11 protein-coding genes and 3 tRNA genes are annotated in these 16,395 nt (G+C 38.7%); 6 read left to right on the plus strand and 8 right to left on the minus strand.

Annotated features, from left to right (window positions below):
* Nucleotides 1-50: 50 nt before the first annotated feature.
* A complete protein-coding gene (locus tag HS960_RS12830; protein ID WP_182332899.1) occupies nt 51-2,627 on the minus strand; it encodes a phosphoenolpyruvate carboxylase in 2,577 nt (858 codons plus the stop codon).
* Between the two features lie 387 nt (nt 2,628-3,014).
* On the opposite strand from HS960_RS12830, the gene HS960_RS12835 reads away from it, so the two are divergent.
* Nucleotides 3,015-5,207, plus strand: coding sequence for an FUSC family protein (locus HS960_RS12835; RefSeq protein WP_228280321.1), 2,193 nt, complete (start codon nt 3,015-3,017; stop codon nt 5,205-5,207).
* A gap of 31 nt (nt 5,208-5,238) precedes the next feature.
* Nucleotides 5,239-6,219: a YpdA family putative bacillithiol disulfide reductase gene (locus tag HS960_RS12840; RefSeq protein ID WP_153846125.1), complete on the plus strand. Its 981-nt coding sequence runs from the start codon at nt 5,239-5,241 to the stop codon at nt 6,217-6,219.
* Here the strand turns inward: HS960_RS12840 and HS960_RS12845 are convergent.
* Entirely contained in the window at nt 6,212-6,829 is a 618-nt protein-coding gene (locus tag HS960_RS12845; protein WP_153846124.1) for a TetR/AcrR family transcriptional regulator, read from the minus strand. The genes HS960_RS12840 and HS960_RS12845 overlap by 8 nt on opposite strands.
* Before the next feature lie 104 nt (nt 6,830-6,933).
* On the opposite strand from HS960_RS12845, the gene murB reads away from it, so the two are divergent.
* The 3 genes from murB (at nt 6,934) to HS960_RS12860 (ending at nt 8,999) form a co-directional block, all read left to right on the plus strand.
* Nucleotides 6,934-7,950, plus strand: coding sequence for a UDP-N-acetylmuramate dehydrogenase (gene murB, locus HS960_RS12850; protein WP_153846123.1), 1,017 nt, complete (start codon nt 6,934-6,936; stop codon nt 7,948-7,950).
* Nucleotides 7,951-8,212: 262 nt separating this feature from the next.
* On the plus strand, nt 8,213-8,722 hold the full coding sequence (locus tag HS960_RS12855) for an RNA polymerase sigma factor (RefSeq protein WP_075991748.1): 510 nt from the start codon (nt 8,213-8,215) through the stop codon (nt 8,720-8,722).
* A 31-nt stretch (nt 8,723-8,753) separates the two neighbouring features.
* Nucleotides 8,754-8,999 (plus strand): cytochrome b5 domain-containing protein, encoded by a 246-nt coding sequence (locus tag HS960_RS12860; RefSeq protein WP_120334911.1) that lies wholly within the window; start codon nt 8,754-8,756, stop codon nt 8,997-8,999.
* Here the strand turns inward: HS960_RS12860 and HS960_RS12865 are convergent, their stop codons facing one another.
* The 5 genes from HS960_RS12865 to mgtE form a co-directional block, all read right to left on the minus strand.
* Complete coding sequence (locus tag HS960_RS12865) at nt 9,000-9,914, minus strand: PfkB family carbohydrate kinase (protein WP_153846122.1); 915 nt, start codon at nt 9,912-9,914, stop codon at nt 9,000-9,002. It abuts the gene before it with no gap.
* Nucleotides 9,915-9,971: 57 nt separating this feature from the next.
* Nucleotides 9,972-10,045 (minus strand) — tRNA-Asn (locus tag HS960_RS12870).
* A gap of 88 nt (nt 10,046-10,133) precedes the next feature.
* Nucleotides 10,134-10,207 (minus strand) — tRNA-Asn (locus HS960_RS12875).
* Nucleotides 10,208-10,257: 50 nt separating this feature from the next.
* Nucleotides 10,258-10,331: transfer RNA gene (locus tag HS960_RS12880), tRNA-Asn, on the minus strand.
* Nucleotides 10,332-10,577: 246 nt separating this feature from the next.
* Nucleotides 10,578-11,954 carry a magnesium transporter gene (gene mgtE / locus HS960_RS12885; RefSeq protein WP_075991745.1) on the minus strand — a complete coding sequence of 459 codons (1,377 nt, stop codon included), beginning with the start codon at nt 11,952-11,954 and terminating at the stop codon, nt 10,578-10,580.
* Nucleotides 11,955-12,760: 806 nt separating this feature from the next.
* On the opposite strand from mgtE, the gene HS960_RS12890 reads away from it, so the two are divergent.
* Entirely contained in the window at nt 12,761-15,448 is a 2,688-nt protein-coding gene (locus tag HS960_RS12890) for a TolB-like translocation protein (RefSeq protein ID WP_228280323.1), read from the plus strand.
* Here HS960_RS12890 and HS960_RS12895 read toward each other — a convergent pair.
* Nucleotides 15,445-16,299: an endonuclease/exonuclease/phosphatase family protein gene (locus HS960_RS12895; protein WP_159729063.1), complete on the minus strand. Its 855-nt coding sequence runs from the start codon at nt 16,297-16,299 to the stop codon at nt 15,445-15,447. The two genes, HS960_RS12890 and HS960_RS12895, sit on opposite strands and share 4 nt — an antisense overlap.
* Between the last annotated feature and the right edge of the window lie 96 nt (nt 16,300-16,395).

The raw sequence follows: 16,395 nt of genomic DNA on the forward strand, positions 1-16,395 counted from the left end.
TAGATAAAATATATGTTCTCCGAAACCCTATCCGTGAAAAGAAAGAAAAATTACGCAACATTTCTTCCGGCATTCACCACGCCAAAGATTGTACGCGCTATTAACTTCGAATAATCTTCACGTTGCGCATCAGTCAGCTGATCCGAATTCAATGCACGAATCGCAAAATGCTGTATAACTAATAACGGTAATACAATCCCCTCGCGCGCTAAAATAGACTCACGATCCACAGGATAGTTCTCCATCAATTTTGAGGTTCCGCTCAGTTTTAACAAATATTCTTTTGTTATCTGATACTCGGCATACAAAGTTTTCCAAAAATCACCATAGATAGGATCATCTTTCATGTATGCTGTAATATCAAAGTTTGACTTTGTCATCGACATCATACAGTTGTCGATCAATGTCTGGAAAAATCCCGATGAAACATATAATTGCTGCACGTCTTTCCAGAGGTTATTTTTTTCAGCCCATTGCAATGCTGTTCCGACACCATAAAATCCAGGAATATTTTGTTTCAGCTGGCTCCATGAAGTTACAAAGCTAATCGCCCGCAGGTCTTCCAGTCGCAATTCACGGCCTGAGTTACGTTTTACAGGTCTACTTGAAATATTGATTGAGGATAACGCTTTCAATGGCGACATCGTCTCCAAATATGGTAAAAACAATTCATTCGTGCGTAGATCCATAAACTTATGATGACTCAACTCAGCTAGCTTATCAATGATCTCCTGTTGATGCTTGGTTAAAGTATCGCCCACACGTTGCTTTAAATCTGAAATAATGCCGGCATGCAAAAGTTGCTCAATATTAAACCGCGCTGTATCTAAAGATCCGTACTGGCTACTGATTGTCTGTCCCTGAATCGTCAATTGAATATGATCGTTGGCAATCTCCTTACCCATAGACGCGTAAAAACGTTGCGTTTTACCACCACCACGTGCTGGAGGCCCACCGCGGCCATCAAAGAATACCAAATCGACATCGTATTCGCGTGATATCGCCGTAAGTTCGATTTTCGCACGATAGATCGACCAGTTCGCCATCAGATATCCACCGTCTTTGGTACTATCTGAATAACCCAACATAATCGTCTGTTTGTTTCCTCTTCGTTTCAAATGTGCCTTGTACTCCTTATTACTATACAAGGTTTTCATCACTTCCGCTGCTCTCGTCAAGTCATCAACGGTCTCAAACAAGGGCACAAAATCGATCGTTAAAGCATCCTTCTTCCATCCGGACCACAAAAATAATTGACGCAGTCCCAAAATATCACTTGCTTGCTGGCAATTACTGATGATAAAGCGTTGTGCAGCTCGCTCAGAACCGGAACGTTGAATCTCCTTTAATAATTTTATCACGCCCGAAGTATCTTTCGTTAACGGATCCGCATCCTCTCCCACCGTTAAATCAAGTTCTTTGAATTTTAATGCTTTTTGCTTATCATTTTCACTAAGCTCCAGATAATCCAATGGCATTCCAGTCTTTTCCTGGTTGTGCTGAATCAGATAATTGGTAGCCTCACGTAATATGCGGCTGTCTTGTCTGATATCCAATGTGGTAAAGAAACAACCAAAAGTCATCACTTTACGGAGTAGATCATCAACGATCTCTACAAAAAGCCCATTGTGATATTCCTCCAAAACATTTTTGATTGCTTTTAGATTCGTGATAATATTATCGGTTTCGTCTGCAGGATGTTCGACCGGATTAAAACTATTTTCGTAGAACAATGTCTGCAGATTTTCCATATACTCCTCCACACCTCTAAATGTGATGCGTCGTCTAACGATACGGAAATCTCTATAGTAACATCTAAACAAGATAGTACGTAGCAAAGCGGCAACTTTCTTGGTGCTATCAACACTTACGTTAGGATTCCCGTCTCGGTCACCTCCCGGCCAAAAGCCAAGCTCAATCAATTGTTTTACCTCTTCGGTATCAACATCCAATTCATCATCAATGAAGGATTGAATCTCCGATGCCACTTTATAAAACACGTTTTCCAAAAACCAAGCTAAGCTCGCAGCCTCATCAACTGGAGTAGGTTTATTTTTATTGATGAAAGGTGTTTTACCCAATTGCTGTAACAGCAGGTGGATACTATGAATATCGTTGGTCTTGATTGCATCGATCAGGTCGTTGATAATACCCAATACCGGTCCCGGATAAAATTGAGTAGGATGTGCAGTCAATACAAGACGTACAGAAAAATCCTTCAATTTTGACACAATCTTACGGCGCATATCTTCGTTACCTTCGGCGTTTTTAATTAATGCCCCTAAGACATTTTCATCATCGCCACGACCCACCATCTGAAATGACGAATCTTCGATCGCATCAAATAAAACAACCTGACGCTCTATATATTGAACAAATCGAAATAACAAATCAATACGTTGCTCTTCCGAAGAAAATTCCTCATGCTGATCGAAGAAACTCTTTATGATCTCATCAGGAGTTAAATGCTGATCCACACCCTTTTCACATTGCTTTGCAAAAAATGGTAATAAAGTACCGGTATCTTTAACACGTTGAAATGGCAATGTTAAAAACAAACTTTTGAAAAGCTCAAAGCGTGTCAATACCTCGTCCTGAAAGACGGCTTCATTTTTACTTTGCTTCATATTTAAATCTTTGAAAGTGGTCAAGAGAGTTTAGGTGACTCTTGAAATTTTGTAATGTCTCTGAAATTACCCTATGGCCCCAAATATAACAATATTATATCTAAACAAATAAAAAAGTATAAATTAATCAAAAAAACAATTGAAATTTTATAAACATACTAACAAATTTTAGTAATTTTTCATTTTTAACACATTCACATAGTACAATATGGAAACGACCAGTGTCGATCCCCTACCTCATAAAGCCCGGCTACAAAATGAACCTTTCTTGATCAGACAGGAATCAACCAGCTATATCGCTATCATCAGTACAAAAAAGAGCAAACATAGCAGAACAATTGTTTTTAATATGAAAAGCAATTTATCTAAGTTTGTACTATACACATTATGAAACAGACACAAGAAATAAAAAGTTTTTTCTATAGCCAATATTTTGCAGATGGACTCCGAATTACCATCGGATGTATCGTGCCTGTCCTGATCTTTGCAACCATCGGGCAATTTACCAATGGAACCATAGTCTCTCTGGGAGCGCTCTTAGTAGGCTTATCGGATACCCCCGGTGCGCCTAGCCATAGAAGGAAAGGTATGATTGCCGGTGCGATATTGACTACTTTAACTTTTATTTTAACCAATATAGTTAATCAAAATGTATATCTATTGGCAATTTTTATCGGCGTAGCCTGCTTTATATTTGCCATGTTTGCGGTTTTCAATGGAAGAGCCGCCAACGTCGGTCTCATGTGCATCCTGATGATGTTGATCCATGTGCAGATTCACTACCCTCTTGCAGAGGCCATCAACTATTTAGGTTTCTATACTTTAGGTGGTTTATGGTATATCGCTATTAGTCTTTCCATCACCCAAGCACGCCCTTACAGGCTGGCCGAACAGGAACTATCAGAAACAATTCGCTATGTTGCTGATTACATCCGGCTAAAAGCTAATTTTTACGATGCTAAAATTGATAATGATAAAAACTACCTCAAACTAATCGACAAACAAGTTGAAGTCAATCAGCATCAGGAAAATCTACGGGATGTATTATTTCAAAGTAAACGATCGATTAAAGACACCACAAAGGTAGGACGTTATTTAACCCTCGTTTTCAACGATATTGTCGATCTCTTTGAACAAAGTATGGCGGCGCACTATGATTACAATACCATTAGCGAACGCTTTGGACCTACTGGCATTTTGGAAGACTTCAAAAATGTGATTTTAAAATATACCAATGAGCTTGACAATTTAGCCTACCAGCTTAATACAAATACACAGCCAAAACCATTGTACGATTTCGACTCGGACCTCAGTCGTCTTCACACTAAAATTGATCAACTAGATAAAAATCAACAATACAGCACATTTGCTTTACGCAAGGTGTTGATCAATTTACGTGATCTGGTTCGCCGGATCAAAAATATCTATGGTTACTCGCATCTACAACCTGACGATGTCAAACGAAAAGAAATTGACGACGCAAAACGCTTTGTTCAAAGCTCTGCAATTGATTTTAAAAAGTTTCGCGAAAATCTTACTCTAAAATCCACCATCTTTCGACATGCCTGCCGTATGGCAATTGTCATGTCGGTCACCTATTACGTGTTTGAGGTCACCAATATCACCAATAATGTATACTGGATCCTCCTAACCATCATGGTTATCCTAAAACCTGGCTTCGGACTCACAAAGGAGAGAAATATCCAGCGTCTCATCGGTACAACAATAGGTGGACTCATCGGAGCCCTCATCCTGTTAACCATACATGACCCAACTATACTATTTGTTCTCTTGGTATTCTTTTTTCTGACGGCATATAGTTTATTCCGCGTCAACTATGTTATTGCCGTACTTTTTATGACACCTTATGTATTAATAATGCTGAGCTTCGTCAGCGCCAATACCCTGGACGTCACGAAAGAACGAATATTGGACACCTTTATCGGGGGCATGATTGCATTCTTATCCAGTTATATTATTTTTCCAAATTGGGAAAGCATGCAAGTCAAGGAATCCATGCGAAAGCTACTCATTGCCAACTACAATTACATCTTTCAGGCATTGAAAGAAATTGCAGGCCAAGCGCCTTCCATCACCGATTACAAACTAACCCGCAAGGCAGTCTACGTTGAAACAGCCAATATGGGTTCGACGTTCCAGCGCATGCTTACCGAACCCAAGAAACGTCAAAAATATAGTAAGGAAGTCAATAAATTCGTCATATTCAACCATATTTTAGCTTCTTTTTCGGTGACATTAATGAACCATCTCGACGAAATGGACAATAATTATATCAATAAGGACCATGTCCGGACAATCCGAAAAATATTAAGCTCCTTGGAGCAGTCCATTCAGCTGCTACATTCTGACGATAGCGTCAATGCATTTATTCCTTTGGCGATCGAAATTCCCAATGACCAATTTGATAATGCAGATGTCAGTTCAGTTGATGGACAGCTATTGACCGAACAGCTGGACTTTCTCAATAAAATTTCACAGGACCTGCATAAAATAGTTCAGGACCTTCATGCTAAAAGCACAGCAGTGTCAGAAAATGAACTGTCTAAAGCTTTAAGCTGATTTATTCTTTAAAATTCTCGACATTTATGCCATGAGCGATACGATAACACGGTACGACCTGATTATAGTTGGCGGCGGGCCAATTGGCTTAGCTTGCGCCTTAGAAGCCAAAGAAGCAAATTTAAGCTATCTTATTCTTGAAAAAGGCTGTTTAGTCAACTCACTGTATAATTACCCCCAAAATATGACCTTCTTCTCTTCCTCCGAAAGATTAGAAATAGGTGACATTCCCTTTGTCACAACCAACCCCAAGCCAAAACGCATGGAGGCTTTGGAATATTACCGACGTATACAGCAAAAGTTCGCTCTGGATACCCATCTTTTTGAAGAAGTACTGGAAATTAAGAAAGAGGATACGGAGTTCCTGGTCAGTAGCAATAAAAGTATGTACCTGACCAAGAAAGTCATCATCGCCACAGGTTTTTATGACATACCGATGTTGCTCAATATCCCGGGCGAAGAACTTCCCAAAGTTAGGCATTACTACGATGACCCACATTATTATAGCAGCCAGAAGGTGATCGTTGTCGGCGCCAGTAATTCATCCATTGATGCAGCGCTTGAAACCTACCGAAAAGGAGCGCAAGTTTCTTTGGTAATCCGTGGTAGCGAAATCAGCCGTCGCGTAAAATATTGGGTAAAACCTGATATTGAAAATCGAATTGCTGCTGGTGAAATCGATGTGTATTATAATAGCCACTTAACAGAAGTTACTCCGACTACTGCACATATCCAAACACCAGACGGTATCGTCGAACTCGATAATGATTTTGTACTGGCTTTAACCGGCTATCGTCCAAATTTTGATTTTTTAAAAAAGATTGGAATTGATATTCCCCAAGAGGCACCTTGCATTCCTAGCCATAATGAAGAAACAATGGAAACAAATATAGCCGGGATTTATTTGGCAGGTGTCGTTTGCGGTGGCTTAAATACCCACCTTTGGTTTATTGAAAATTCACGAATTCATGCCAAACAGATTATCGGACATATTCGCTCAACACTTACTTAACGACTTGAAAACGTAAACCATTTAAGAAGATTTTCATCATTTTCTTCTGTAAACTGAGAATATGATCGAATTCTTCTTTTGTTGGGAACAACATGTTTTTCATGTCCTTTAAAATGCCCATACGCATACCGAATAGTGAATACAGAAGAATTCGCGCAGTTTCATTGATATCTTCAACCTGTATCTCGCCGGCATCGATACCAATATTGAGAATCTTTTCAATAATTTCTACTTCACGTAGATAAGATTCTTTGAACACCTGCTCCAACTCATCAGGAAGCTCTTTCACCATCTTCATGGTGTATTCAAATAAATTATAATATTGATTGATAATCTTGACCCGCATGTCAATAGAATACATCATGATCTCCTCAAAGTCACCCCCCTTAGCAATGACATCCTCGAGATCCTCGATCATTTTATCAATAACGTATTCGAAAACTGCAGAATATAAGCTATTCTTATCCGGAAAATAATAATACAGCAATGCTTTTGAGAAATTGAGATCTTTGGCTATTTCCGACATTGTTGTCTTAGCCATTCCAAAATGTGCAAAGCGCCTCGTCGCAGCTTCTAGAATTTTGATTCTTTTTACATCTGCATTACCCATTAAACTTATATTTTTTATCGTTAAATAAACGGTTTATACTATCTTTACCGATTATCATGCTAAAGATAGCTGATTTTTTTGAATTTCTGAAAACTAAAGTCAATATGAAGTTAAACATTCAATCGAATATATCTTTAAAAGCTTTCAATACGTTTGGAATTGAAGAAAAGACAAATTTTCTAATCGAAGTGAATGACAATGAAACATTGACCGAAATTTTTAAAAATGACATTTTTAAGGAGAACTTTTTTGTTCTTGGTGCCGGTAGCAATGTCCTTTTCACCAAAGCGTTCGAGGGCTACATTATTCGCATGACCAGCAAGGGCATACAGTCGAAAATTGATGGCGATGATGTTTATGTCACAGCACAAGCTGGAGAAATCTGGAATGACTTCGTTTGGTATTGCATCGAACACAATTACGCTGGCATTGAAAACATGGCCCTAATTCCCGGTACTGTCGGGGCTTCACCTGTACAAAACATCGGTGCCTATGGTACCGAGTTAATGTATGTCTTTCACGAATGTCAGGCTTTCGATACGCATACCGGCAACTTTGCCACATTTAAAAAAGAAGATTGCAATTTCTCCTACCGCGACAGCATCTTTAAAACAGCTCATAAAGGACGGTTTATCATTACCCAGGTAACCTATAAGCTTAGCCGAACAGCTCATATCAATACAACTTATGGTGCAATAGAAGCCGAACTCGCTAAAGAAAATATAACGAACCCAAGTATTGCCGATATCGCAACCATTGTCTCCAAAATCCGTGTAGAAAAGCTCCCTGACCCAAGTACAGTGGGAAATGCCGGAAGTTTCTTTAAGAACCCCGTAGTTACAGCATCGACTTTTGAGCCTCTTCAGAAAGAATACCCCACAATACCGCATTATCCAATGCCCAATAATGAAACAAAATTGGCTGCTGGATGGTTAATAGAACAATGCGGTTGGAAAGGAAAAGAATATGGACAAGCAGGTGTATGGAAAAATCAGGCACTTGTACTAATAAATAGACAAAACGCTACAGGGCAGGAAATTTATAATCTATCGGAACAAATCATAAGTGATGTAGCCAACAAATTTGGCATTAAGCTGGAGCGTGAAGTTAATTTACTGTAAAGATTTAAAAAAAGTAAAAATATTTTTTTAAAATCTGAAAGTAAAAGAAAAACAGGCTTCACCTTAGTAAAACATCACTCTGAGCTAATTTTATTTACTTAAAGTTAGTTCGCGCAAACGTTTGCTCTGCTTAAAATAATCTTAAAATTATATTAACAAATCTAATTTTGCCATTTTTGGCGCATTATTTGCCTCATACTTAATGAACCGCATTTTATAAACGTACTGTTTTGTAAAAAGAACAGTTATAATTCATTAAGCTATGACAAAGAATGAATTTGACACAATGGTTATTGAGCAATCGGACTCATTAAAACTCTACGCCAGAAATTTTACCAGTGATTACGAAGATGCCAACGATCTCGTTCAGGACACTATCCTGAAAGCTGTGACCTATTTTAAAAATTTCAAAGAAGGAACCAATTTGAAAGGATGGCTTTACACCATCATGAAAAACACGTTTATTAATAACTATAGACGTATTGTGAAAACCAATTCTTTCATTACGAAAGACGAGGATATTTCTAACTCTAACCTCCTATTATCCGCCTCCTCAAATCAGGGCGAAAGCAAATTTGTCATGGAAGACATCCATGAAGCTTTATCTAGTCTTTCCGAAGAATATTACATCCCATTTTCACTGTACTTTGAAGGGTTTAAATACCACGAGATATCTGAACATTTAAATATCCCTATCGGAACGGTAAAAACAAGAATACATGTCGCTAGAAAATTAATGAAAAGATCACTATCGGCATATAAAGTAGCCTAGTTTTTCTATCTTCGCCTTTTTACAATTACGAATGGCAGAGGAATTATCGGAATACAGCAAAAGCCAACTGGCTTTACGTAATGGTCAGGACAAACCACAGATCTGGGTTGCTTATCGCGGATTTATCTATGATGTCGGAGAAAGTAGACTGTGGAAAAACGGCATGCATTACGAACATTGGGCCGGACAAGATCTAACTGAGGAGCTCCAAGAAGCCCCTCATTCAGAATCTGTATTTTCAAAATTTCAGATCGTTGGAAAACTGAAAGATCAATGATTATAAATTAAACTGAGATAGGGCAACAAAAGCATTCAAGCGCTTTTGTATGTCCTCTTCGGTAAGATCGACCAAACGATCTGTTCCAAATTTCTCTACACAGAATGAAGCTAGCGCAGAACCAAAAATCAACGCATTTTTCATGTTTGTAAAGTTTATACTTTTTACTTTGGCAAGATAGCCAATAAAACCTCCTGCAAAGGAATCCCCCGCGCCAGTTGGATCAAACACATCTGCTAATGGTAGAGCTGGTGCAGAAAAAATCTGATTCTCTCCAAAAAGAAGCGCACCGTGTTCACCTTTTTTGATAATTAAATATTTAGGCCCCATTGCTAAAATGACTTTTGCAGCTTTAACCAGAGAATACTCTCCTGACAGCTGTCTCGCCTCTGCATCATTTATGGCTAACACATCAACCTTTAGAAGAACCTTTCTTAAGTCATCCATCGCAACATTCATCCAGTAGTTCATGGTGTCCAGAACAACCAGCTTAGGTTTGTGCACCAAGCGCTCCAACGTTGTTAATTGTATTTGAGGTGTAAGATTACCCAAGAGAAGATACTCACAATCCTGGTAACTTTCAGGAATAATTGGATCAAAATCAGCTAATACATTTAAGTCTGTCGCCAGGGTATCACGGCTATTCATATCGTTATGATACCTGCCTGACCAGGAAAAAGTTTGCCCACCAGTAATCACCTGAACACCCGTAACATCTATACCACGGTTCCTGATAAGATCGAGATTGTCATTTCCAAAATCCTCCCCAACAACACTGACCAATTTGATTTGATCACATAGATATGATGCCGCCAGACTAGCAAATGTACCGGCACCACCTAGAATTTTGTCAGTTTTACCGAACGGTGTTTCTATTGTATCGAAAGCCACCGTACCAATAATTACTAAACTCATAGTTTTTTAATAAGCATGGTAAACAAAAAAACCGGCGTAAAGCCGGTTTCAATATTGCTCCTGAAGCTGGGCTCGAACCAGCGACCCTCTGATTAACAGTCAGATGCTCTAACCTGCTGAGCTATTCAGGAATTTATTTTTCGAGAAATTCCTTTCTCATAGAGTGTACAAAAGTAGTACATTTTAATATCATTTGCAAATAAAATATTTGCATTGTTGCTCCTGAAGCTGGGCTCGAACCAGCGACCCTCTGATTAACAGTCAGATGCTCTAACCGGCTGAGCTATTCAGGAATGAAAAATTGAATATTTTAAAAACCCCGGTTATGTAAGTTATTAAATTGCTCCTGAAGCTGGGCTCGAACCAGCGACCCTCTGATTAACAGTCAGATGCTCTAACCTGCTGAGCTATTCAGGAGTGTTTTTCAATTTTTCCGGAGACCCTATCGCGTTTCCGTGATGCAAGTATCGGAAGATTATTAGAATACTACAAATTTTTTGAGCACATTTTTTACAACTTCCTAAATTCCAATTAGAATAATTTATTTTTATTTTTCAAACAGCTATACAAAATCCCCTTTTCAGCACTTAAACCAACATTATCCTTCTTTTACCTTCAATAGCAATTAGCTGATCAGTGGGCAATATTGTAAATTCAGCACGATTAAAGCAGTACACCTTTCAAAATAAGCGTCGCCACACTAAAATAAATCAGCAAACCTGTTACATCGACTAATGTCGATACAAAGGGCGCTGAAGAACTCGCAGGGTCGGCCCCAAGCCGTTTCATCACAAAAGGCAACATAGACCCCGTCAACGATCCCCAGAGAACGACACCGACCAAGGATAAAGAGATAACCAAAGCAACCAACACCCAATACTCACCATAGCTATGCGCAAAAGACTGCCATGCCATAATCCTTATAAAACCCAGCGCTCCTAAAATAAGTCCCAGCAGTAAACCCGACAGAATTTCTCTTCGCATCACACGCCACCAGTCACCCAAGGTAACTTCCCCCAAGGCCATCGCCTGAATAATTAATGTTGACGCTTGCGAACCGCTGTTCCCACCACTGGATATAATAACAGGCATCAGCGCAAACAACATAATCGCACTTGCCATTTGCTCCTCGAAGTGCTCAATAACTGTAGCGGTCAAAAGTTGTCCCAGAAAAAGCACAATAAGCCAACCTGCTCTCTTCTTGACCAAGTTCTTAATCGACACATCCAGGTAAGGCTCATCCAAAGCCTCCGTTCCCCCGATACGCTGCATATCTTCCGTGTACTCCTCGTTTGCTACCCAAAGAATATCATCGACAGTCACAATCCCCAACATAACCCCCTGTTCGTCGACAACAGGCAAGGCCACTCGATTATTCATCCGGAAGATGTTGATCGCTTCCTCCTGGGGATCGTAAGCATTTAGCGAAATCAGACGATGATCAATCAGTTCTCCAACGACTCTATCTGGCTCCGCCATCAGCACATCTTTAATCCGAATATCATCAACCAACTTCCCATTTCCATCAATCACATAGAGTACATCTATCGTCTCCGAATCTCTTCCATAACGTCTAATATGTCCCAATATCCGTTCAATACTCCAATGCTCTTTTACGGTAATATAATCAGGCGTCATTAGACGCCCAACGCTATCTTCTGGATAGCCCAACAAAGCCAATGCTTCAACACGATCTTTGGGTGGTAACAGTAAAATTAAATGCTTAATATCGTCCTTCATTTCTGAAAAAAAAGAAGTCCGATCATCGGGGGGTAACTCGTTAATTAGTGCGCTAATTTTCGCTTTAGAAAGCTTCTTAAAAATCCTATTTTGAGTAGGGAAATCCAGAATACGAAAAACGTTAACTGCGCGATTCAAATTTAATGATTCAATAAATAATGAACCATGCTCGGGCAACTCATCAATCAGCTCCTCTACTTCTGAAATATTTAATTCATTCAAAAATTCTTCCAGCCCAACAAGATCTCCACTTGCTATCAATTGCTCTATTTGATTCACCTGCATTTCCAGTTCTTCCATATCTCCTATCAATTTAAAAATCCTACATCTACACAAAATTTATATGTTACAAAAATCGCTTTTTTAAAGTAAATTCTGCATAAAAAAATAAATAATAAAAACCTGCTGTGTGTCGCAGTTATTGGGATAAATTCCCCACGCATCGTTCAATGCTTAAATTAAAAACAAGACATTTTGTCACCAATCAAAATTAAAGAGAAAAACGTTCTCACCAACAACTTCAACAGCTCTAGGCAAAAGTTAGACGATGAAATTTATCGTCTAATTACCGATCTATTTTTTTATTGAATAAAATAAATCAGACGACACCCATCTCACCAAGAGACACCCGAAAGCAACAACCCATAGTCATCAGATTTTTCCACAAAAAAAGCAAACAAATTTTCCCGGCACAGTCTTAGAATCGCCAATTATTTAAGTATATTCGTCGTATGCTTTAACCTGTTCAATTTAGCGCATTTTTTCAGAACAGCCCAATATTACCAGGTTATTTAAAAGAAAAAATAACAAAAAAAAAAGTAATATACAAAAAACATAAAAACCTATTATTCAAAGATAAAGCAATTTCAAAAAGAACTTAAAGTTCACATAAGTAACAATAATAAAACTAAAAAAAATAGCAAACACACGATATACAGAAATTAATGAGACATAAAAACATAATTATCAATACATTATCATTATTGTCATTAATAATATATTCACAAAAAAGTTCCGCTCAATTTTTTGAAGACAGCCAGGCCCCTTTAAGCCAAAAATGGTATAAGATTGAAACGAAGAATTTTCAACTTATTTTCCCCGAGGAAATGAAGAGCAAGGCTCCTACCCTAGCTGACCAGGTTAACCGATCGCTGCGTACAACTTCCAGAAATTACAAAATAACACCGCGGAAAATTCCATTCATTATCCATAACACGAATCTACAAACGAATGGTTTTGTACAACTGTCTCCACGTAAATCTGAACTGTACAGCACCGCCGGAGCAGAGCCAGACAATCAGACCTGGCTCCCCAATTTGATCCTGCATGAGTCAAGACACGTAAGTCAATTTGACAAATTGACAGGAAAACTACGCGCCCCATTTTTTGAACAATTAGCCCTAGCCTACTATGGACTGACCGTCCCTTCTTGGTATTTCGAAGGGGATGCGACGCTAACTGAAACGATATATTCGGAGGGAGGAAGAGGAAGATTACCCGCTTTTGAAATGCCAATCAAAGCAAACTTTCAATCGAATCACAACTATAGTTTTAATAAATATTTACTGGGATCCTATAAAGATATTGTCCCAAGTTACTATACAATCGGCTATCTGATGACCTCCACTTTAAAATCAGAATTACCCTCGAATTATGAAGCCGACCTCTTTTCAGAGCTTAACAAAAAACCGCTATACCCCTATAATATCAATCGCGTTTTAAAGAAAAAAATAGGTGGAAATAGTGCCTATTTATACAACAAAACAATAGCAAATTTAGATGCCATATGGAATAAAAAAACAAGCGATTATCAATACCAGAAGTACACAGAAATAAACAAAAAAAACAACAATTATTACAACAGTAATTTATTGCCGAAACACAAGAATGGTCTGATCTATTTTATTAGACAGAATCCACAAAAGACCAATGCAATTTACACCTATGATGCGGCAACAAACACAGAAAATAGGCTCGTCAAAACCGGCATACAGTTGACGCCACACTTTGACGTAAACAGCAATTACATCTTATGGGATGAGCTTCATAAAGATCCGCGTTTCAACAAGAGAACATACAGCGTCATCAATATCATGAATCTCAAAACAGGGAAAATTAACCAGCTCAGTAAACAGACGAGATATTATTCACCTATTTTTAGCCCACTAGACGAAACCATCGCCTGTGTTGAGGTAGATTTATCCAACGACAGCTATCTGACGCTTATAAGCCTTAAAAACAACAGTATCATCAAACGGATTAAAATAGGCAATGCCGAACAGCTCCAACACCCAGCTTTCAACTCCCAAGGAGATAAAATAATAGGTATACGATTGTCCCAATATGGAACCGCATTGTGTGAAATTGACCTGAATAATAACAAAATCACCAACTTAACACCATGGGGTAACCAACAATATGAAAGACCGCAATACCTTTCAGGTATGAAAATTATCACAAAAGCTAACTTCAATGGTATCGATAACATTTACAGCATCGACCTCTTATCTGGCAAAAAACAGCTTTTGACAAAGGCACAGTTTGGCGCGTTCAACCCTTTTTACGACAAGGATACAAGACAATTATTCTTCAACGACTACCAGTACAATGGCTACAAGATTGCCCAAACACCTATAGATACAGCATTTGATATCGCTCCAGAAACGGATTATTTTTCCCATTATTACGCCACGGCATTGACCAGAGACAGTGTAAAAAATATCGCTTCAGTCTCAGTAGATACTAGTCAGCACTACCAAATTGTTCCCTATCGTGGACTAGGTAGAACCTTCAATTTTCATAGTCTTTCGCTAAGTAGCAGCAATTTTGAAAGCTTCGACAATTTTAAGCCCGGAGTTTTCTGGTTATCAAACAACATCTTAAACACCACACAAATTGCACTGGGATATGAATATGACACCGACATTCGAAAAGGAGTATACTCGGCAGAACTGACCTATAACAAGTACCTCCCAAAATTCTCACTACGTTATGAAAACAGAGGGCAAATCGCAGCAGCAAGCATCCCTAATAAACCAGACAGTAGCATCCGTTTCGACTGGCGCGAGCATTATATATCCTCACAGATCTCTATCCCACTCTCCTTTTACAGAAGAGACTACGTCTATTCCACTGGATTCAACCTGGCAACAGCCTATCTAAGACGCTATGATCTTAGCCGAACAGATGTCAAAAACTTTAATTACGAGACTGCATTTCCATTAACATACCAGCTTTACCTTAATCGCAATGCGCGTATGGCCAACATGGATCTCTACCCAAGATGGGGGCAAAATTTTAGCATCACCTATCGGCATACTCCATTCGAAAACAATGCAAAAGGTGAAATTCTATCGGCAAGAACAGTATTTTATCTACCTGGATTCATGAGCAATCACGGCTTTCAAATCAGACTGAGCGCTCAAACAGGATCAGGAATTTATCAATATATCAACGATATCCCTTTAGTGAGTGGATTTAGCTACTACAAATATGAAAAAATAAAAAACACGGTATTGGTCAACTATCGTTTCCCCATAGCTTATCCCGACCTTGGATTAGGATCCTTAGCTTATATTAAACGTGTAAAAGGAGGAATATTTGCCGATTATCAAAACATTCACAAACACAGGGAGATTTCACCAAAAAGTTTTGGAGCCTATCTCTCGCTTGATTTCAATGCTTTCAGATACCCACTTCCAGATTTTGAATTCGTCGTTAAAGGCACCTATATCAATGACAACACAACAACGCAACGCATAGTTCCAACATTCAGTTTAAACTACACCTATTAAAGATGAATCGCCCAGTTAAAATTCAGTGCCAAAGCATAATGATCCGATAAGGGCAGCCCTTTAATATTGGTGAATAGGTTATTTTCTATATTATAATCCCGGGCAGTAAGACTTACGTGACTGCTGCTCCGATAAAGAATCTTATCGATAGATTCGCTCTGATTGCCGATAGACAACATATGTGGAGGCTTAAACTCATGTCGCACCTCTGGCACTAAGCCTCCATTTTCGAGCTCAACCCAGCTATCAACCAATGTTGTGGAATCCATAAAATCATGCAGGTTATCATCACAAAAACTATAATGTGCATTAAAATCGCCCATTACAATAAGAGGCCTATCACTCGAATGCTCTCCGATATAATCACGTAGCTGATTGAGATTATCCCGACGTGCACTTGAAGCTTTCCTGCTATTTTGCGCATTCGCATGAACGTTATAAACATCCAACCAGACTTCAGGAACGATTTCTATCTGAACTAGGGTAAAGCCTTTCGGTGTTAGAAAATCTGCTCCCGTACGTTTCTTCCAAGGCACGCGAACAACATCGGTCATTGGAAAATGAGACAAGGTATTGAGACCATCACCAAAGGGAACGCGCCCTTTTGTTCTTGTGCGATATGGATGTAAATTCCCGCCCCAATATAAACTTCTATTATAATTGAAATCCTCCTGTACATTAACAATATCAAAAGGATTGATCTTCTTTCCAATTTCAGCAATACTTCTACTTCTGCCTGTAATCGCAGAAGAAATAATCCCGGGCAACCCCGCTACATTATACGTCAGTACCGAAAAAAAACCAGAATTACCTTTTTCTTTACTCTTATTAGCATCCATCAATATCTGCATATATAACCCATGTCATGATAAATTTAGCAAATACAATAAAAACTCACCAGTACTACACAAACATTTAACAGATAATTGATTTAATCTGACATTACA

Origin of the sequence: Sphingobacterium paramultivorum (genome assembly GCF_014109745.1) — a bacterium.
GTDB classification, from domain to species: Bacteria; Bacteroidota; Bacteroidia; order Sphingobacteriales; family Sphingobacteriaceae; genus Sphingobacterium; species Sphingobacterium paramultivorum.